The sequence below is a fragment of the Spiroplasma endosymbiont of Villa modesta genome, assembly GCF_964030925.1.
Classification (GTDB): Bacteria; Bacillota_I; Bacilli_A; order Mycoplasmatales; family VBWQ01; genus Spiroplasma_E.
On record NZ_OZ034992.1, the window covers coordinates 1,142,807 to 1,162,919 of the forward strand.

Sequence of the window (20,113 nt, forward strand, 5' to 3'; positions counted from 1 at the left end):
GTAATGACATTGTTAAATTATTAACTAATGTTTTATTTGTCAATTCTGGTTTATTTAATTGGATAGTTATTGTTTGATGGTGGTTGGCCCTTAATTACTGGACCATTTTTGATATAAAATTCTAAATTTTAATTTGTAAAATTGGTGGTTTTAGAAATTTAGAATGTATTCTTTCATAATTATAAAACATAACATATTGATTTACATCATTTATAGCTTCATTGATGGATAAATATTGATTTGATCCTTTAGGTAGTCATTCTTGAGATAAATGAGAAAATCAGTTTTCAGATAATACATTACCACCAATATCATAAGGTTGTTTTTTTGCTTAAAATTATTTGTTTATCCTCTGCTCATTTTGTGATATCCTGACAATAAAATTCGTTGGCGTTATCTGAATGTAAAATAACATTTTTTACTTGATTTCAAGAAAATTGTTTGTTGATTTTTTCAAGAGCAGGAAGAATTAAATCCTGATATGATTTATTAGGAGCAATATTATAACTAACAACATTATTTGAATAAAAATCAATAATTACAAAAAGATATAATCATCCTTCTTTAGTATTTATTTGTTTAGTGTCCATTGATCAAATTTGATTTGAAGAGGTTGTACTTTTATAATCTTTGTTTACTTTATCCATTGTAGGTATTTACTTATTTGGATTTTTTTTGTTTTTAGGATAGTTATTTTTAGTTTGTTTTAATCCTTGAATATTGTGTTCTTTCATAATTTTTCGCATTTGTTTTATTGATAATTCTATATTTAAAATGATATTTTTTTCTTGTTTTAATCACTCTTTAAAAGCTGAAAAAATTCTTAAATATCCATAAATTCTGCCTTTTCTTGTAGAATGAAATTCGATTAAAAGTTGGCATATTTTTTGATATTTATGATTGCATTTAATAATATGATTTTCTTCTTTTTTAATAGGTTTTTGTTTATTTTTTAAAAAGTAATATGTTGATCTGTTTAATTGAAGATATTGACATAGGTTTCTAATTGAATATTGATTTTTACAATCATCAATAATTTTAATTTTTTCTTTGATATTTAATTTGTTAATTACTAATGCTATTTGTTTAATTTTATCCATTAATAAAAATCCTTTCAGGTTAAAATTAGTGTTAATTATATAACACAATTGTTTTTAGAATACATTCAGGTTTTTTAAATTAATGGTCTAGTAAAAAGGGCTAAGTGGCAAGTGGCAAGTGGCGATTATTAATATTTCTTTGATTCAAATTTGATTCATTATTTTTTTGTTGTAATTGTTGTATCTTTTCATGTAATTCATTATTTTTTTTGTTGTAATGTTTGCATTTGAACATGTAATTCATATTGCTTAATTTCTAAATTAGTAATTTGTTTTTCTAAAGATGCTATTTTAAAATTTGCTTTTTTTGGTATTTCTAAAAGAACTTTAAAATTAGTAAGTTTATTATTTTGATAATCAGCTTTTAATTCTTTTTCTAATTTATCTTTAATATCTTTAATATTTTCTTTTAATTTTGTCTTTTGATTTTCTATCAAGATATTTTTTTGTTTTAACTTCTGCTGTTGTTTTTGTAAAAATTTTATGTCCCTATCAAAAATTTCTTTTCATAAAAGTTTTATTTTACTATTTAAAGTTAGTAAATCGCTTTCTGTTTCTATCAATTTACTATTAAAATAAGATCTAAATCTTAATACTTTCAATAAAATTTTCTTTAAATGTTTTTTAGAAAAATCATCTTTTTCAATTTGTTTATTAATAAATAAATTTAATACTTTTATTTTTTTTAAAATTAATAAAATCTTCAAGTATTTTTGGTAAAAAAACCTCTTTTAAAGTAGTTAATTGAAAATTATATGAATAATTATTTATTTCATCATTTAATTCTAAGATTAAGGAATTTGTTCAATCTTCAATAATTTTAAGTGAATCAAATTTCCCTTTTAGAATTGGTATTTTTTTATCCAAACATTTTATTTTATATTGTGTTCATTTATTACTAAAAAAATAAATATAATTGTCCATTGTTCTTCATCCTTTACATAAAATTATTATTTTAAATACTAAATAAATAAATTTTCCTTAATTTAGTAAATTATTAAATATTAATAGAATTTACTTATACTTTTGATATTTTTTCCTTTTAAATACTATTACTAATTACTTTACCATTGACATTAGAAAATATCTTATTTTCTGATATATCTAATATAATATCAATAATCTCGGGCGTTTTAGGTACCTCTGGTCTTTCAAACATATTAGTTTCAATGTTATTAATACCATTAGATAAATCTTTAACGTTAAATATATCTGCCTTGTGTACTATTTCTTGTTCTTCATTACTTTGAGTTACTGGCATTGGTACGATGTTAGAAAGCATTATCTTATCATCAACTTTTTGCTTTACTATTACTGTCGCATATTTTGTTTTATGTCTTTTGAATTTTTGCAAATTTGAGTATCATCTCACTCTATAGGAATTTGAATATGTTCTCTCATTTTTTCTTTATTTTTTTGACATCATCTGTAATAATATTCTCGTTTTCTTGCTTTCACTTCTGACTTTTGATTATATTCTCGTTTTCTTGCTTTCACTTCAGGCCTTTGAGCATATTTTAATTTTTTAGTTCCAACCTCAGGTTTTTGGTTATGTTTCCGTATTCTTTCTTTGCTGAAATTTTTTTGATTAATTTGAATTATTTCAAAAATTTGTTCTATTTTTTTAATTAGTACTTTCTTATTTTTTTCCATTGTATACATAATATTTTCCTTTCAAAAAATAAAAAACCTATTTACTTTAAAAAATAAAGCAATCGGTTAAAAACTTATATTTAAATTAAAATATATAAATTTTATTACAATGATAATACATTAATATTTCTAAAAATAAAAAACAATTTTATTGACAATTAATTTTTTTTATTAGTGTTTTTTTCTTTCTTAACTTCCTTTTTCTTTAATTTTTTATTTTTTTTCTTTTTCTTATTTCTTCTGAATCAATTTCAAAATGAACGCTTTTTCTTTACCGCTTTAATAATAGTAGGCTCAAATACTTTATTAGTATCACCAATTGAAAAATCATTACAAACAGAATTAATATTTTCATTAGAACTAATAAATAATAGTTCATCATTTAACATTAATATTTCATTTCTACTAGGAATAATAACTTTACCATGACGTTTAATTGCAACTAAGTTAATTTTATAATTGCTAGGAATTTTTAAAGTTTCTAGTTTTTTATTTGTAAACTTAGTATTTTTAACAATTACATTAGCTATTGAGTACTTTTCATCAACTGTAGTTAAATCTACTCCTAATTTTCAAATAGCACGATATGCAGCTTTCTTACCAGCTTCTGTTTCAGATAAAATAATATTAGTAATACCAATTGCTTCTAAAATTAGTTGGTGAGTACTATCAACAGCTTTCGCAATAAGATTAAGTGATGATAATGTATTGTGTTCACGATGAATTGCTAAAACATGAACAGCAGTAACAATTGAAGCTGCTAAATCAGAACCAATAGCAATAATAATATTTTGCACTTTGTGAATTCCGGCATCATCTAATGCATCACGATTAGTTGAATCTAAAATTAAAGTTTCAGAAGCTATTGATGAAACTAATTGACAACGGTCTTCTCTTTTATCAATAGCTAATGTAACTTTACCTAATTCTTCTAAAGTTTTAACAACTGAAATTCCGAATTTACCTAAACCAATGACACAAAAATCATTTTCTGATGAAGACATCTATATCCTTCTTCCTTAAATAATATTTACTTAAATATGTTATATTATACTAAATTATAAACTAATTCTTAAAATATTGGTATTTTAAATTTAAAACTAATATTTAATAGAAATGACTATAGTATAGTATAATAATAAAAGAAAATGTTATTTTAGGAGTTTTTTGATGCTATCTAAGGTTAATTATCGTAGTGTAAAAAATATTTTTAAAATTATTTTTGTTGGTAAAACTCGTCCCCGACAAATGTTTAATTTATATTTTTTCACTTTATTAGTTGGAACAATACTTTTAATGACACCAATTGCCACAACAAAAGGACAATGAAACTTTTTGCCTGCCCTTTTTACTGCTAGTAGTGCGTTTTCTGATACTGGTTTAACAGTAAAAAGCACTGCTAATGACTTTACTTTCTTTGGGCAATTTATTATTTTAATTTTAATTAAATTTGGTGGTATTGGTTTAATTACAGTTAAACTAGCAATATTATCCTTATTTGTATTTAATCGACATACTAGTTTAAGAGAAAGATTACTAATGCAAGGTGAACGTGGTTCTAATAAATTAGGAACGACTATTGATGTATTAAAAATTGGGATTATTGTTATGACAATTACTGAATTTTTGGGAGCAATTGTTTTATTTTTATATTTTTATTTTGTGCCTATCTCAGGAATAGAATATGGTCTAAACAATAATACAGGTTACTATAATCACATACTATTAGCATTATGATCGGGAATTTTCCACTCGATTTCTGCTGTTAATAATGCTGGTTTTGATATAGTTGGTATAACTTCATTAGAACCTTTTCAGAGTGATTATTTTGTGCAGTGAATTTTTATTATTGAATTTGTAATTGGTGGTATTGGTTTTCCTGTTTATTATGATTTATATCATTGAATTAAAAATAAAACTCATGGTAAAAAATTTAGATTTAGTTTATTTACTAAACTAACATTAATAACATATTTTTTAGTTACGATATTGGGTGTTAGTAGTGTTATGTTTATTGAATATTTTTCACGTAATGTCATAACTCCATCAAGGCAAGAGCCCATTTTTAAAAATTTATCGACATCTGATGCAATTATGGCTGTTTTTTTTAATACAATGTCAACAAGAAATGCTGGATACTATACAGTTGACTTAAATAAATTTCACCTTGCCTCACAAATGATCCAATCATTAATGATGTGAATTGGTTCTTCACCAGCAAGTACTGCCGGAGGAATTAGAACGACAACTTTAGCAATCATTCTTTTAACAATTTTTAATATTGCCCGTGGCCGTAATGATGTTTTTGTATTCAAGCGTAAAATTCCTAATCAAACTGTTCGTATGTCATTTATAGTCGGCACACTTGGTTTTATTTTAGTTTTTGTATCAGTAATGATTATCACAATTGAAAATGTTTTTATAATAGATAATTCTGATATGACCTTTGCACAAGTAATTTTTGATGTTTCAAGTGCTTTTGGAACAACAGGACTTTCATTATTTGATAATTCCAAATTAGGTATTTTTAGTCAACTTAGTTTAATTTTTGTCATGTTTGTGGGACAATTAGGAGTATCAACTACTGTTCTTGCTTGAAGTGATCGTAAATCAAAACCAACGATAAGTAGAGTTGAAGAAAACGTATTAATTGGATAAATTAAGAAACGGTGAACACATATGATAAAAATTTTAGATGGTAAAATAATTGCCCAGCAAATTAAAGCAAAAATTAAAGCACAAGTAACAACTATTACTAATCGTAAACCTAAACTAGCAGTAATAATTATTGGTGAAGATTTAGCATCACAAATGTACGTACGAACTAAAATTAAAGCATGTCAAGAATGTGGTATTGATGGACAAGTATTTTCACTAACAACAGCAGTAACACAAAAAGAAATAATTAATAAAATTGAACAATTAAATAGTGATAATAATATTGATGGAATTTTAGTACAATTACCACTACCAAAACATTTAGATACATTAGCAATTATTAATAGCATTACTATTAATAAAGATGTTGATGGTTTAACAAATATTAATGCCGGAAGATTATTACAAGGTGATAAAAAAGCAATGTTGCCTTGTACAGTAAAAGGTATTTTAAAATTACTAAATCACTATCAAATTCCCATTTCTAAACAAAATATTACTATCATTAACGATAGTAATATTGTTGGTAAACCATTGGCTTTATCATTAACTAATATGGGAGCAACTGTTAGCATTGTTCATAAATTAACTAAAGACTTAACTCTTTATACTAAAGAAGCTGATATCATTTGTAGTGCTACTGGTGTCTATAATATTATTAATAGTAGTCAAGTTAAACGTGATGTTGTTATTATTGATGTAGCAATTAATTATCAAGGTAAAGAAAAAAAAGTTGTTGGTGATATTAATTTTGAAATAATGAAAAATACCGCTTCAGCAATTACTCCTGTGCCTGGTGGTGTTGGACCAATGACTATTGCCATGTTATTAGAAAATTTAATGATTTGCTATCAATTAAATAATAAATATAATTAAATTGGAGAATCAATTGTTAAAGAAAAATTGGATTAAAAAAAGATTAAATAATATTGAAAAAAATAATTTAGAATTATTAAAATTTAAGTTTTTAAAAGAAACTATTTCAACAAATAGTGTTTATTTTGATAGTCCTTTACATTTTTTAAAACCAGAAAATTATTCAGATTATCAAATACATAATGAAAATAATACTATTATTTTTAAAATAGAAGTTAATATACAAAAATTATATGATGATTGAATAAAAGGAATGAATAATTTTGCTTGAGATTATATTTTAAGTAAAAAATATATAAATATTAACACTGAATATAATTTAAAAACTAATGAGTTTATTAATAAAATTAATCAAAACTTATTTCTTTTAAAAAATAATTTAATATCAAAAAATAATATTTACGTTGTAAAAGTTTGAACCTCAAAAATAGTAAAAAATAATTTCAATATTTCTTCCTTTGAAAAAGATTGAGAAGAATTTAACGATGTTGGATATTGATGAATAGATAAAGATACTTTAAATAAAGAAGTTTCTTTAAATGAAAAATTACGTTTTACTTTTAGAAATTCATCAGATTCTTTAATAAAAGAACTATTATTTAAAGGAAATCATGAAATTACAATAAAATATGTTGAAACTGAAATTGAAATTGAAATTACTACTAAAGGTTATAAATATAAAAATTCTAATTGATGAAAAAGAAATTGATCATGATTTATTTCAATAGACATATTCCGTAATTAAATTTTTTAAAAGTCAATTAATAATTTTAAAATTTATTTTATAATTTTGTTATTAACAATAAATTTAGAAAAGTGTTGATAAAAATGATTTTTGAAAATTTAAAAAAATTAAAAAAAGAAGAATTTTACAGATATTTTGGTATAAAACGTTTTCATTTTAATGAAATGTTAGAAAAATTAATTGAAATAGAAAAATTAGAAAAAAATAAAGGTCGAAAAAATAAACTTTCAGTAGAAGAAAGATTAATGATGACTTTATTATACTGAAAAGAATATTATACTTTTTTTCAAATGAGTATTAAATCTAAAATGAGCCCATCAAGTTGTTTTCGAAATATTACTTGAGTAGAAAATAAACTTAGTAACCACAAAGATTACCAATTTTTAAAAGAAAGATATAAATTAAAAATTGATAAAAAACAAGAAAATTCAAATGAATTTCAATTTTATTTAATTGATTCAACTGAGATTGAAATTGAAAAACCAACTAAAAAAAACTACAGTTAGAATATTTTTCTGGTAAAAGTTGAATGTATTCTATAAAATTTCAAATTGTATATGATTTTTTTATTAAAAAAATTGTTGATATTTTTGCTGATAATGGTAAAGTGCATGATTTTCAAATATTAAAAAATTCAAATCTTGAATTTTCAGAAAAAACAATAATTATTGGTGATTTAGGATATCAAGGTATACAAAATATTTATAAAAATACAATAATACCAATTAAAAGAACTAAAAATAAAAAATTAACTAAACAAGAAAGAAAATACAATAAGATTGTATCTAAAATTAGAATTAAAGTTGAACATGTCTTTGCTTGATTGAAAAGATTCAAAATTTTAGTAAATAAATGTAGAAAAGCCACTTAGCCACTTAGCCCTTTTTACTAGACCATTAATTTAAAAAACCTGAATGTATTCTAAAAACAATTGTGTTATATAATTAACACTAATTTTAACCTGAAAGGATTTTTATTAATGGATAAAATTAAACAAATAGCATTAGTAATTAACAAATTAAATATCAAAGAAAAAATTAAAATTATTGATGATTGTAAAAATCAATATTCAATTAGAAACCTATGTCAATATCTTCAATTAAACAGATCAACATATTACTTTTTAAAAAATAAACAAAAACCTATTAAAAAAGAAGAAAATCATATTATTAAATGCAATCATAAATATCAAAAAATATGCCAACTTTTAATCGAATTTCATTCTACAAGAAAAGGCAGAATTTATGGATATTTAAGAATTTTTTCAGCTTTTAAAGAGTGATTAAAACAAGAAAAAAATATCATTTTAAATATAGAATTATCAATAAAACAAATGCGAAAAATTATGAAAGAACACAATATTCAAGGATTAAAACAAACTAAAAATAACTATCCTAAAAACAAAAAAAATCCAAATAAGTGAATACCTACAATGGATAAAGTAAACAAAGATTATAAAAGTACAACCTCTTCAAATCAAATTTGATCAATGGACACTAAACAAATAAATACTAAAGAAGGATGATTATATCTTTTTGTAATTATTGATTTTTATTCAAATAATGTTGTTAGTTATAATATTGCTCCTAATAAATCATATCAGGATTTAATTCTTCCTGCTCTTGAAAAAATCAACAAACAATTTTCTTGAAATCAAGTAAAAAATGTTATTTTACATTCAGATAACGCCAACGAATTTTATTGTCAGGATATCACAAAATGAGCAGAGGATAAACAAATAATTTTAAGCAAAAAACAACCTTATGATATTGGTGGTAATGTATTATCTGAAAACTGATTTTCTCATTTATCTCAAGAATGACTACCTAAAGGATCAAATCAATATTTATCCATCAATGAAGCTATAAATGATGTAAATCAATATGTTATAGACATATTCCGTAATTAAATTTAATTAATTGTCAATAAAATTGTTTTAAAACTATTTAGTGTTATTGAATATAGAAATAAATATTTTTTGAAAAAATAGTTTAAAAAATGAGTTTACATTTTAAACAAAAAATTGTTAATAATATTTTTATATTAACTCGATAAAAATTTAAATTTTAAAAAAATATTTTTAATATTTTTTTTATTTTAATGGTTTTATTTTATTAAAAATTTCACAAAGTAAGTTAAATCTTAAGTACATAAGTCTAAATTTAGATTTTCTACATTTATTTACTAAAATTTTGAATCTTTTCAATCAAGCAAAGACATGTTCAACTTTAATTCTAATTTTAGATACAATCTTATTGTATTTTCTTTCTTGTTTAGTTAATTTTTTATTTTTAGTTCTTTTAATTGGTATTATTGTATTTTTATAAATATTTTGTATACCTTGATATCCTAAATCACCAATAATTATTGTTTTTTCTGAAAATTCAAGATTTGAATTTTTTAATATTTGAAAATCATGCACTTTACCATTATCAGCAAAAATATCAACAATTTTTTTATTAAAAAAATCATATACAATTTGAAATTTTATAGAATACATTCAACTTTTACCAGAAAAATATTCTAACTGTAGTTTTTTTTAGTTGGTCTTTCAATTTCAATCTCAGTTGAATCAATTAAATAAAATTGAAATTCATTTGAATTTTCTTGTTTTTTATCAATTTTTAATTTATATCTTTCTTTTAAAAATTGGTAATCTTTGTGGTTACTAAGTTTATTTTCTACTCAAGTAATATTTCGAAAACAACTTGATGGGCTCATTTTAGATTTAATACTCATTTGAAAAAAAGTATAATATTCTTTTCAGTATAATAAAGTCATCATTAATCTTTCTTCTACTGAAAGTTTATTTTTTCGACCTTTATTTTTTTCTAATTTTTCTATTTCAATTAATTTTTCTAACATTTCATTAAAATGAAAACGTTTTATACCAAAATATCTGTAAAATTCTTCATTTTTTAATTTTTTTAAATTTTCAAAAATCATTTTTATCAACACTTTTCTAAATTTATTGTTAATAACAAAATTATAAAATAAATTTTAAAATTATTAATTGACTTTTAAAAAATTTAATTACGGAATATGTCTTATGTTTTATAATTATGAAAGAATACATTCTAAATTTCTAAAACCACCAATTTTACAAATTAAAATTTAGAATTTTATATCAAAAATGGTCCAGTAATTAAGGGCCAACCACCGTAAAAATCAATATTCAATTAGAAACCTATGTCAATATCTTCAATTAAACAGATCAACATATTACTTTTTAAAAAATAAACAAAAACCTATTAAAAAAGAAGAAAATCATATTATTAAATGCAATCATAAATATCAAAAAATATGCCAACTTTTAATCGAATTTCATTCTACAAGAAAAGGCAGAATTTATGGATATTTAAGAATTTTTTCAGCTTTTAAAGAGTGATTAAAACAAGAAAAAAATATCATTTTAAATATAGAATTATCAATAAAACAAATGCGAAAAATTATGAAAGAACACAATATTCAAGGATTAAAACAAACTAAAAATAACTATCCTAAAAACAAAAAAAATCCAAATAAGTGAATACCTACAATGGATAAAGTAAACAAAGATTATAAAAGTACAACCTCTTCAAATCAAATTTGATCAATGGACACTAAACAAATAAATACTAAAGAAGGATGATTATATCTTTTTGTAATTATTGATTTTTATTCAAATAATGTTGTTAGTTATAATATTGCTCCTAATAAATCATATCAGGATTTAATTCTTCCTGCTCTTGAAAAAATCAACAAACAATTTTCTTGAAATCAAGTAAAAAATGTTATTTTACATTCAGATAACGCCAACGAATTTTATTGTCAGGATATCACAAAATGAGCAGAGGATAAACAAATAATTTTAAGCAAAAAACAACCTTATGATATTGGTGGTAATGTATTATCTGAAAACTGATTTTCTCATTTATCTCAAGAATGACTACCTAAAGGATCAAATCAATATTTATCCATCAATGAAGCTATAAATGATGTAAATCAATATGTTATGTTTTATAATTATGAAAGAATACATTCTAAATTTCTAAAACCACCAATTTTACAAATTAAAATTTAGAATTTTATATCAAAAATGGTCCAGTAATTAAGGGCCAACCACCCAAATTTATTGACTTATTTATATCCAAATTCAAACATTAACACCACAACAAATTTCAGTTTTTACAGAAAAACAAATCTCATATTTTGCAAAAGAACAAATACCATTTTTTAATGAAAAACAAATTCAAACATTAACAGAGACACAAATTTTGTCACTTACAACAGAACAAATTACTTGGCTAACAAAAGAACAAATTTCTTGATTCACCAAAAAACAAACACAAACTTTTACAAAGGAGCAAATCTCAGTATTCACAAAAGAACAAATTCAAGCATTAATACCACAACAAATTACTTATTTTATGGAGACACAAATTCCATATTTTAATGAAAAACAAATACCCTGATTTACAACTGAACAAATTCAAGCACTAACAATACAACAAATACAAACTTTTACAAAAGAACAAATTCATTGACTTATTTATCTCCAAATTCAAGCACTCACACCAACTCAAATTTCGGTTTTTACATCAAAACAAGTTTTAGCAATAGCAGAAGAACAAATACCATATTTTAATAAAAAACAAATCAAAGCATTTACACCCACACAAATTTTAACATTTACAACAAAACAAATATCTGCATTTATAGAACAACAAATTAAAGAGTTTACACCCACACAAATTACTTATTTTAATGAAAAACAAATTCAAACATTTACAAAAACACAAATACAAGCACTCACAAAAGAACAAATTAAAGAGTTTACACCCACACAAATTACTTATTTTAATGAAAAACAAATACCCTGATTTACAACTGAACAAATTCAAGCACTAACAATACAACAAATACAAACTTTTACAAAAGAACAAATTCATTGACTTATTTATCTCCAAATTCAAGCACTCACACCAACTCAAATTTCGGTTTTTACATCAAAACAAGTTTTAGCAATAGCAGAAGAACAAATACCATATTTTAATAAAAAACAAATCAAAGCATTTACACCCACACAAATTTTAACATTTACAACAAAACAAATATCTGCATTTATAGAACAACAAATTAAAGAGTTTACACCCACACAAATTACTTATTTTAATGAAAAACAAATTCAAACATTTACAAAAACACAAATACAAGCACTCACAAAAGAACAAATTAAAGAGTTTACACCCACACAAATTACTTATTTTAATGAAAAACAAATACCCTGATTTACAGATTGACAAATTCCATATTTTAATGAAAAACAAATCCAAGCATTTACACCCACACAAATTGAGTCATTTACAGAAGAACAAATTAAAAATTCACCACAACTTTTATTAAGAAAAGAAGAAATTAAAAGTTTTAATTCAAAAGAAATAAATAAATATAATTTAAATAATGAAACTTTAAGTAGTGAAATTAAGAATAATTCAAGAAAATTATAAAATTTATTTTATATAAATTCTTATTGTTTCTAATAAGATATTTTATTTTTTCTTTTATTAATTTGAACTTAAATTTTAGATTCATATTTTTTATAATATTCTAGGCAAATCAATTCTAAAAAAATTATCTAATTTTTCTCATGCAATATTACGTTGACTTTCTTCAGTATCTATTCACTGATCAAAGGCTTCGGCAAATAAATCAAGATGTGATTCTCGGCCATATTCACTTCTCACAATACCATATGCTAAAAGTTTTTGATAAATTGGATCGTTAATTTTTGTACCATTTGCTAATGATGAAATCATATAATTAGTTTCATCAGTTATTTCTCCTTTTTCTAGATTATCTTTTAATAAATAAGATGAATTAAAATAATTATTTCATCATTTTTTAGGATCATTATCTGCAAGTGAATTTATTCTTTGTTTTCCTTGAAAATTTAAACGAATAAAAGAGCCTAAAGCATGACCATATTCATGAACAATTGTTCTAATAATACTTTTTGAAGCTTTATAACCACTAACATATTGCCAATATTGAGTTCTTTTACTAAGAGAATTTGGATTTATTGCCATAACTTGAACTAATGAATAATTTTGAAATTGTGAATCATAAACATAACCAGATTTAACAAAACCAAATAAGCCATTTTTATTAATTTTAGCCACTCGATATAAAAGTTTAAGAACATTTTTTTTACCATAAATTTGTGCAAATATATTATAAAATCGAACTAATTTATCTTTTATCTCTGCTTTTTCATTAGCATTTATTGTAGATGAATTAATTAATGTATCCCAATTAACATTTGTATAAGTTTTGCCAAGATTAGTAGTATTAATTTGATTTTGTAAATCAGAAAAATCTGTAAAATTACTCTTATTATTTGCTAACAAGTTAAATTCATTAATCGATTCTTTTTTTGCCTGATATTGAATTTTTTCTTCTAAATTAGTAACAAAGTTTAGTTTTTTACTAGTTTTATTAAATCAATTTTGCGAATTTTTTAAATATCATTGTTTTAAACTGGCAGCATCTTCACCTTCAATAAAATTTATGCGATCACTTACTACTTTATTAATTCTCTTATTGATATCAGGAACAATATAATTACCAGAAATATCTTGCTCATTTTCATCAGCTAAATCATAATCATTATTAGTACAACCTCACCTACAAGCAATAACATTTATTGTTGTTGCACTAACCAAAATATAATTTAAAAAAAATCTAATTATTTTTCTCATAACTTTATCTCCTGAATCTATATTTAAATAATTAGGGATTTATATTAATTTAATTATGCTATCATGAAATATTTAACTTATAATAAGGTATTTCTGTATAACTTTCTGATATTTTTGTTGAAAAAGCAAATATTTTTGATCCTGGTTTAGGAGTTATTTTTGCAGTTTTTAATTTTTTATTAAAACTCTCAATAAGAAATTCATTATATAAAATATCTTTATACTTATCAGCATTTTTTTTTACCAAGTGTCTTTACTACAACATCATAAAATAATTTATTTTTATTATTTTCTGTATATAATCCTTCTAACTTAATGTCAATTTCTTCATCATTTTTTGGTTGTTTACCTTGGTAGTTAATAAAAACTCGATTATTTTCTGTTGGTAATGGTAAAAAGTTTGCTTTAAATGATGAATAATTCATAATATTTTCAATTGCAAAACTAAATTCAATCTTTCCTTCATTATTAAAATTGGGAAAACTTAACTCATATATTTTTAATGCTGAACTAGTTAAAGCAGATGTAATCTCATTTTCATAAAATTTTATTAATTTATTACGATTTCCCAAATATTCCATAACTGTTGCAAATCTCCCAAATTGACTTGTTGGATGTAAGAATGTGCTTTTTTCATACATATCAGTATTAAAATAAATTTTTCCAAGATTTTGTTCATAAAAAATATCCGAAAATTCTACTGGCTTATTTAAAATATCTATTTTCCCTTGAAAGTGACTATTACTTTTTGCTATTAAAGAAATATTTTTATTATCTTGATTAATTAGTACATCTAAATCATTATTAGAAAACTTAGTAACATTCATAATATTAATTGATTCTAAAATTAAATCTTTATCAACTATTCCGTTTTTTCAAAACTTTTACTATAAGGCAATGCTTTTTTAGTTATTATTTGACTAATATCATTACTTAGTCAAAGCAAATTAACCTCTTTAACTAAAAAAGGTAAATCTGTTGTATCTGGCATATAACGAATAATAGCCTTTGTCATTCCATCTAACATATCAATATCAATATTATCAGTATTCATTTTTTCTTTTCTTAATTCACTTTTCAAACTAAATGAATTAGGAATTATAGTATAAGTTTCTTTAATACTATTATTTATTTTGCTTAGATTCGTACTTAATACATTTCCAAAAGTTCCTAAAGTTGTTCCAAATGTTAAAAAACTTAATGTTGCTAATAATAACTTCATAAATTAAAACCCCTTTATATTAATAATGTAATTCTACATGATTTCTATGTTTACTTCTTTCTAATTACTTTTACCATTAATAGTATTCATTATTACAAATAATACTTAAGTTATTATTATATTTAATTTAAAAAAATGATTAATAAAGCATATACATTGCCGTAATCAAGAAAAAAATAAAAAAAACTTTATTAGTTATTGCAAATTATACTTTTCTTCAATATAATAATTAAGGTTTAGTAAATGCCCGGTTAGCTCAGCGGCAGAGCATTCGACTGTTAATCGAAGTGTCATAGGTTCAAATCCTATACTGGGCGCCATTATTCTAAACTCTTGTTTTCTACGGCTCGTTGGTGAATTGGTAAACACATAGGATTTTCATTCCTACATTACGGGTTCGATCCCCGTACGAGTCACCATTAATTAATATTTAGACTGCAAGTATTATAATTACTTGTTTTTTATTCCCCTAGATGTCTCGTTAGCTCAATTGGCAGAGCATCAGACTCTTAATCTGAGGGTTGTAGGTTCGAGGCCTATACGGGGCACCAAAATGCGGAATTGGCGAAACTGGCAGACGCACCAGATTTAGGCTCTGGCGCCGAAAGGCATGAGGGTTCAAGTCCCTTGTTCCGCACCATACATTATTTTATTAACCTTTATGTTTTTCATTAAAGGTTTTTTTCTTTTTTGAAATTTTTATTATATAAAAATTAAAATAAAATATTATATTTTAAACATAATATTTTATTTTAATTTAAGAAATTTTATTCTATGGAAATATATAGTATTTTATTATTTTATCTTTATAATATTAATAAAATAATAGAAAAAAGAAAGCAGGAAATGATTGATGGTAAAAATAATTTTTACTGATGTAGATGGTACTTTATTTGATAGTGGCAGTGCCTTAAGTGAAATTAATCTTAATGCTTGTTTAAAAACTCAAAAAAATAATATTAAAGTTGTAATTAATACAGGTAGATATGGTGAAAATGCTATTCGTGTTGGTAAAATGATTAATGCTGAAAAATATGATGGTTATATTATTGGTAATGATGGCGCTGAAATTTGATCATATACTAAACAAAAATGAATTTATTTACAACAATTAAATTCAGAAACAACAATTAAACTTTATGAATGATTAACCAAATATAATAAACAAATGATTTTACATTTTAATAGTATTGATACTTTGTATGTTAACCATGCGGCTAATAGTTGAAGTACATGAGTTGAAAATCTGCAAATTAAAATTATTAAGTTAACTAATAGTACTGATATTAAAATGCCAATTTCAAAAGTAATGGTTATTTTAGAAAAATATTGAAAGGCTAATGAAATTACAAAATTCATTAATAATTTTGAAACTAACTTTCCAGATTTAACAATTGTTCAATATCATACAAATGTTTTTTCAATTGGTAATAAAAACATTAATAAAGGTTCAGCACTACAATGATTATGTAATCATTTAAATATTGACACTAAAGATGCATTAACGATTGGTGATGGATTTAATGATTTACCAATGTTTGAAGTATCTGGTCATCCAATAGTAATGGAAAATGCTAATATTGCTTTAAAACCATATGGTAAAACTATTGCTCCAAATAATGATGAACATGGAGTTGGATATATTATTAATAATTATGTTTTTAAAAAATAAAAACTTAATATTTTTAAAAATATACTCTTATAGTTTATTAACACACTAATAATTAAAATATATTATAATAATATAAGAAAAGTGAAAGGAGAAGGAAAATATGGCAGCAAAAAAAACCTACTGTTTTTAATATTTTTATGAAAGCTACATTGCCAAAAGTTAAAGCAGAACACCCAGAATTAAAACACACTGAGGCTTTTGGAAAAGCAGCAGCATTATGAGCTAATGCTAAAGAAAATCCTAAAAACAAATAGATAGATAGATAATTCCTTAAAAGAGTCAGATTTTAAATCTGACTCTTTTAAATATAAAAAAATATTGAAATTTTAAAAAAAACACTAAAATTGCTATACAAATCAACAATGATAAAGTATAATCAAAATACTTACCTAGTAGGGTTATAGAGAAAGGTAACTTTTTTTATATTTTTGATAAACTTCATTTATTTTGACTTGTTGAAGGTTTATCAATAAATATCTTCTAAATTAATTGTTTCTCAATCATTATTTTCTCTTTCTTTTACTAATAAAGAAAGTTTGTTCTTATAATCATCAATTATCAGTTGATTAATTCTAATCAACTTTTCATCAGGGTTTGGTTCAACATTATTTTTTTCTTCTACAATACGTATCATTTCCTGTAAAATAGATATCTTTTGATCAAGCTCTGCTCTTTTTTCTTCATTTTGTCTAGCCATTTAAATTTCCCCTTTCAAAAAAATAAAGTACTTTTTTATTTATTATTAATTTATATATTATCTAATATTTATATTTTCTTCATTTAAAAATTAATGAATTTCCAACAACAGTTATATCAGAAAGAGCCATCGCAATTGCAGCCAACGGTGGAATAATAAATCCGGCAGCAACTAATGGAATAATGATAATATTATAACTAAATGCTCAAATAAAATTCATTCAAATATTATTTTTAGTTTTTTTAGTTAAAACAATAGCCTTATAAACAATACTAATATCATTATCAAGAATAGTAATATCACCAATTTTTTTAGCAATATCACTACCAGAGCCCATTGCAATTGCTAAATCAGATTGTTCTAAGGCAATAACATCATTAATACCATCACCAACAAACGCTACTTTTTTCCCTTTTGCTTGTAAATCAGCAACAATTTGTGATTTACCTTGTGGTGTAACATTAGCAAAGTATGTTTCTATCCCAACGCGATTAGCAATAGCAAGTGTTTGTGATTCATTATCACCACTAATTAAAATAACCTCAATTCCCTGCTTTTTAACTTTTTCAATTGTTAATAATGCATTTGTTTGTAATTCATCTTCTAAAATAAAAATATTAGTAACAACTTTATTAATTGCCAATGCCAATACTTTCTGGCTAGGAGTAACTGTTTCAAAATCAAATGTTTTTAGAAATGGACTAAATGGCATTTTTGCTTTTTGTAAATTTTCAAGTGATGAAATTTGTAATTCTTCAGTTTGATATTTTGCTTTAATACCAAAACCAATTTGTTCTTTAACTTCGGTAATTGTCAATGATTGTCCAACATTATTAGTATTAGCATACAAAGAAAAAGCTAAAGCCAAAGGATGTGTTGAATGTTTTTCCATAGCAATTGCCTTATTAACATGTTTTTCTTGACCATAAATTTTAGTAATAACCAAATTACCAGTAGTTAATGTTCCTGTTTTATCAAAACAAATGGTATCAATCTTAGTAATTTTTTCAAAAGCACTAGCCTTATTATAAATGATCCCTATTTTTGCTGCTTTATTAATTCCAACAGCAACTGCTAATGGTGTTGCAATCCCTAATGCACAAGGACAAGCAATTATTAAAGTTGCAATTGCAATTTCTAATGATTCTTGCACACCATTACCTACTGCAAAATAACGAATAAGAAAAACTAAAATGGCAATTAAAATAACAGTTGGTGTAAATCACCCAGAAATTTTATCAGCCAATTTTTGTAATTTTGGTTTCTGAGATTGTGCATCTTCAACTGCCTTAATAATACTTGCTAATACTGTATCTTTACCAATTTTAGTTGCTTTCATTCTAAAACTATCACCAACATTATTAGTTCCACCAATTAAATTTTGATTAACTTGTTTCGTAATAACTTGCGATTCACCAGTTAACATTGATTCATTAATAAATGCTTCTTCACTAATTAATTGACCATCAGTAGGAATATTTTCACCTTTTCGAATAATTAAAATATCATTTAATTGTACATCTTCAATATTAATAAAAGTTTCTGTTTTGGTATTATAATCATATTTTAAGATTGATTTTGGCTTTAATGACATTAAACTTTCTAAGCCACTAGTAGCCCTTTTCTGTGCAACAGCACTAATTAAATCACCAAGTAAAACAATCATAATAATTGAAGCACTAACTTCAAAATATAAGTGTTCGGTTTTATTAATTATCATTAAATAAATAGAAAAAATAAATGCCGTTGTTGTTCCTAGTGCTACTAAAGTATGCATACCGGGTCATTTTTGTTTAATTAATTCTCGATAAATACCAATATAAAATTTACGACCAAAATAAAATTGAATTGGAAGTGCTAGTGCAAGTTGGACATAAGGATTACGTAAACTATCAAAAAATGAAGTATTAGGTATCATAATTAATAATAATGGTAGTAACAATATTCAACCAATAATAAGTTCAATTAAATCACGTAATTTAACATTATGTTGATGATTATGATGTTGTTCTGACATATGAGATTGATGTTGTTCACTACTATGACTATGACTACTATGATCATCTGTAATATCTTTCATATCAACTTGGTGACTCGTTTTTATATCTTTAATCTTAGTTTCAAACTTACAAATTTCATATCCTAAATGATGCATTGCTTTTTTAATTTTTTTTTCATTTCAAAACTTAGGATCATAACTAAATTGTGCTTTTTTAGTAGCAAAATTGATACTAACAGTGATACCATCTTCTTTGGTAAAATGTCTTTCGATGACACTAGCACAATAGGTACATGAAACATCTGACAGTACTGCTCTACTAATAACAAAATTATCATTTATATCACTTGTATTATTCATATTAACTTCATCTCCTCAAATTTTAATATTTTAATCTTTTTTATTATTTTTTAACACACAATATATACAAAAATAAATTATACACATTTTAATGTTAAAAAATATTAAAAACACTAAATCCCCAATCATGTTATTGGGGATTTATTACCTTAAAAAGTAATATACTTATATTATAACATAGACTATCTTAAATCTAAAAATTAATTATAAACTGGCCATTTTCTTTGATTCTATTTTTACTTCAATTTGTGAATCTATATTATTTATAGCAGTTTTTTTATCTGCAAACTTATCATTGTCAACTTCAATTTGTCTTCTTTAGACATATTCCGTAATTATTTTTTTGAAAAATCAAGTAATAATTTTAAAATTTATTTTATAATTTTGTTAT

Annotated in this window: 24 protein-coding genes and 4 tRNA genes; 13 read left to right on the top strand and 15 right to left on the bottom strand. The window is 23.4% G+C overall.

The annotated features are described in order from the left end of the window. Window positions 1–299: 299 nt before the first annotated feature. From AAHM89_RS07415 to AAHM89_RS07445, 7 genes are all read right to left on the bottom strand, one after another. Window positions 300–647: a DDE-type integrase/transposase/recombinase gene (locus AAHM89_RS07415; RefSeq protein ID WP_342265914.1), complete on the bottom strand. Its 348-nt coding sequence runs from the start codon at window positions 645–647 to the stop codon at window positions 300–302. A 9-nt stretch (window positions 648–656) separates the two neighbouring features. Further along, entirely contained in the window at window positions 657–1,100 is a 444-nt protein-coding gene (locus tag AAHM89_RS07420) for a hypothetical protein (RefSeq protein ID WP_342265915.1), read from the bottom strand. Window positions 1,101–1,300: 200 nt separating this feature from the next. Beyond that, window positions 1,301–1,663: a hypothetical protein gene (locus AAHM89_RS07425; RefSeq protein WP_342265916.1), complete on the bottom strand. Its 363-nt coding sequence runs from the start codon at window positions 1,661–1,663 to the stop codon at window positions 1,301–1,303. 91 nt (window positions 1,664–1,754) lie between these two features. Next, window positions 1,755–2,024, bottom strand: a complete 270-nt coding sequence (locus AAHM89_RS07430) for a hypothetical protein (protein WP_342265917.1) — start codon at window positions 2,022–2,024, stop codon at window positions 1,755–1,757. 118 nt (window positions 2,025–2,142) lie between these two features. Beyond that, window positions 2,143–2,382, bottom strand: coding sequence for a hypothetical protein (locus tag AAHM89_RS07435; protein ID WP_342265918.1), 240 nt, complete (start codon window positions 2,380–2,382; stop codon window positions 2,143–2,145). Window positions 2,383–2,411: 29 nt separating this feature from the next. Beyond that, window positions 2,412–2,762, bottom strand: coding sequence for a hypothetical protein (locus AAHM89_RS07440; protein WP_342265919.1), 351 nt, complete (start codon window positions 2,760–2,762; stop codon window positions 2,412–2,414). Between the two features lie 149 nt (window positions 2,763–2,911). After that, window positions 2,912–3,757, bottom strand: coding sequence for a TrkA family potassium uptake protein (locus AAHM89_RS07445; RefSeq protein ID WP_342265920.1), 846 nt, complete (start codon window positions 3,755–3,757; stop codon window positions 2,912–2,914). A gap of 166 nt (window positions 3,758–3,923) precedes the next feature. On the opposite strand from AAHM89_RS07445, the gene AAHM89_RS07450 reads away from it, so the two are divergent. From AAHM89_RS07450 to AAHM89_RS07475, 6 genes are all read left to right on the top strand, one after another. Then, window positions 3,924–5,411: a TrkH family potassium uptake protein gene (locus tag AAHM89_RS07450; protein WP_342265921.1), complete on the top strand. Its 1,488-nt coding sequence runs from the start codon at window positions 3,924–3,926 to the stop codon at window positions 5,409–5,411. A gap of 21 nt (window positions 5,412–5,432) precedes the next feature. Further along, entirely contained in the window at window positions 5,433–6,287 is an 855-nt protein-coding gene (locus AAHM89_RS07455) for a bifunctional 5,10-methylenetetrahydrofolate dehydrogenase/5,10-methenyltetrahydrofolate cyclohydrolase (protein WP_342265922.1), read from the top strand. A 13-nt stretch (window positions 6,288–6,300) separates the two neighbouring features. Beyond that, window positions 6,301–7,032: a hypothetical protein gene (locus tag AAHM89_RS07460; RefSeq protein WP_342265923.1), complete on the top strand. Its 732-nt coding sequence runs from the start codon at window positions 6,301–6,303 to the stop codon at window positions 7,030–7,032. Between the two features lie 83 nt (window positions 7,033–7,115). Then, window positions 7,116–7,538 carry a transposase family protein gene (locus AAHM89_RS07465; protein WP_342265924.1) on the top strand — a complete coding sequence of 141 codons (423 nt, stop codon included), beginning with the start codon at window positions 7,116–7,118 and terminating at the stop codon, window positions 7,536–7,538. Window positions 7,539–7,561: 23 nt separating this feature from the next. Then, window positions 7,562–7,903 carry a transposase family protein gene (locus AAHM89_RS07470; protein WP_342265925.1) on the top strand — a complete coding sequence of 114 codons (342 nt, stop codon included), beginning with the start codon at window positions 7,562–7,564 and terminating at the stop codon, window positions 7,901–7,903. A 108-nt stretch (window positions 7,904–8,011) separates the two neighbouring features. Beyond that, a complete protein-coding gene (locus tag AAHM89_RS07475; protein WP_342265926.1) occupies window positions 8,012–8,941 on the top strand; it encodes a DDE-type integrase/transposase/recombinase in 930 nt (309 codons plus the stop codon). A 183-nt stretch (window positions 8,942–9,124) separates the two neighbouring features. On the opposite strand, the gene AAHM89_RS07480 is transcribed toward AAHM89_RS07475, so the two are convergent. Together AAHM89_RS07480 and AAHM89_RS07485 are read right to left on the bottom strand one after the other, a co-directional pair. Further along, window positions 9,125–9,532, bottom strand: a complete 408-nt coding sequence (locus AAHM89_RS07480) for a transposase family protein (RefSeq protein ID WP_339045908.1) — start codon at window positions 9,530–9,532, stop codon at window positions 9,125–9,127. 23 nt (window positions 9,533–9,555) lie between these two features. Further along, window positions 9,556–9,978 (bottom strand): transposase family protein, encoded by a 423-nt coding sequence (locus AAHM89_RS07485; protein ID WP_339045912.1) that lies wholly within the window; start codon window positions 9,976–9,978, stop codon window positions 9,556–9,558. Between the two features lie 493 nt (window positions 9,979–10,471). Here AAHM89_RS07485 and AAHM89_RS07490 point away from each other — a divergent pair, with 493 nt between their 5' ends. Beyond that, the gene (locus AAHM89_RS07490; protein ID WP_342265927.1) at window positions 10,472–11,095 is read left to right on the top strand and encodes a DDE-type integrase/transposase/recombinase; all 624 of its coding nucleotides are present in this window, start codon (window positions 10,472–10,474) and stop codon (window positions 11,093–11,095) included. A 193-nt stretch (window positions 11,096–11,288) separates the two neighbouring features. After that, on the top strand, window positions 11,289–12,521 hold the full coding sequence (locus AAHM89_RS07495) for a hypothetical protein (protein WP_342265928.1): 1,233 nt from the start codon (window positions 11,289–11,291) through the stop codon (window positions 12,519–12,521). A gap of 90 nt (window positions 12,522–12,611) precedes the next feature. Here the strand turns inward: AAHM89_RS07495 and AAHM89_RS07500 are convergent, their stop codons facing one another. Genes AAHM89_RS07500 through AAHM89_RS07515 form a run of 4 tightly spaced genes read right to left on the bottom strand, consistent with a single transcriptional unit; the run spans window position 12,612 to window position 14,994 of the window. Then, window positions 12,612–13,772, bottom strand: a complete 1,161-nt coding sequence (locus AAHM89_RS07500) for a hypothetical protein (protein WP_342265929.1) — start codon at window positions 13,770–13,772, stop codon at window positions 12,612–12,614. Window positions 13,773–13,830: 58 nt separating this feature from the next. Next, complete coding sequence (locus AAHM89_RS07505) at window positions 13,831–14,019, bottom strand: hypothetical protein (RefSeq protein WP_342265930.1); 189 nt, start codon at window positions 14,017–14,019, stop codon at window positions 13,831–13,833. Further along, on the bottom strand, window positions 13,997–14,599 hold the full coding sequence (locus tag AAHM89_RS07510; protein ID WP_342265931.1) for a hypothetical protein: 603 nt from the start codon (window positions 14,597–14,599) through the stop codon (window positions 13,997–13,999). The genes AAHM89_RS07505 and AAHM89_RS07510 overlap by 23 nt, the downstream gene beginning before the upstream one ends. A gap of 35 nt (window positions 14,600–14,634) precedes the next feature. Next, window positions 14,635–14,994, bottom strand: a complete 360-nt coding sequence (locus tag AAHM89_RS07515) for a hypothetical protein (protein ID WP_342265932.1) — start codon at window positions 14,992–14,994, stop codon at window positions 14,635–14,637. 245 nt (window positions 14,995–15,239) lie between these two features. On the opposite strand from AAHM89_RS07515, the gene AAHM89_RS07520 reads away from it, so the two are divergent. From AAHM89_RS07520 to AAHM89_RS07540, 5 genes are all read left to right on the top strand, one after another. Beyond that, window positions 15,240–15,314: transfer RNA gene (locus tag AAHM89_RS07520), tRNA-Asn, on the top strand. Between the two features lie 24 nt (window positions 15,315–15,338). Continuing rightward, window positions 15,339–15,413: transfer RNA gene (locus AAHM89_RS07525), tRNA-Glu, on the top strand. A 56-nt stretch (window positions 15,414–15,469) separates the two neighbouring features. Then, window positions 15,470–15,545: transfer RNA gene (locus AAHM89_RS07530), tRNA-Lys, on the top strand. Window positions 15,546–15,549: 4 nt separating this feature from the next. Continuing rightward, a tRNA-Leu gene (locus tag AAHM89_RS07535) sits at window positions 15,550–15,634 on the top strand. Between the two features lie 213 nt (window positions 15,635–15,847). After that, complete coding sequence (locus tag AAHM89_RS07540) at window positions 15,848–16,666, top strand: Cof-type HAD-IIB family hydrolase (protein ID WP_342265933.1); 819 nt, start codon at window positions 15,848–15,850, stop codon at window positions 16,664–16,666. A gap of 463 nt (window positions 16,667–17,129) precedes the next feature. Here the strand turns inward: AAHM89_RS07540 and AAHM89_RS07545 are convergent, their stop codons facing one another. Further along, the gene (locus AAHM89_RS07545; protein WP_342265934.1) at window positions 17,130–17,363 is read right to left on the bottom strand and encodes a hypothetical protein; all 234 of its coding nucleotides are present in this window, start codon (window positions 17,361–17,363) and stop codon (window positions 17,130–17,132) included. Window positions 17,364–17,424: 61 nt separating this feature from the next. Continuing rightward, on the bottom strand, window positions 17,425–19,722 hold the full coding sequence (locus tag AAHM89_RS07550; protein ID WP_342265935.1) for a cation-translocating P-type ATPase: 2,298 nt from the start codon (window positions 19,720–19,722) through the stop codon (window positions 17,425–17,427). Window positions 19,723–20,113 lie beyond the last annotated feature (391 nt).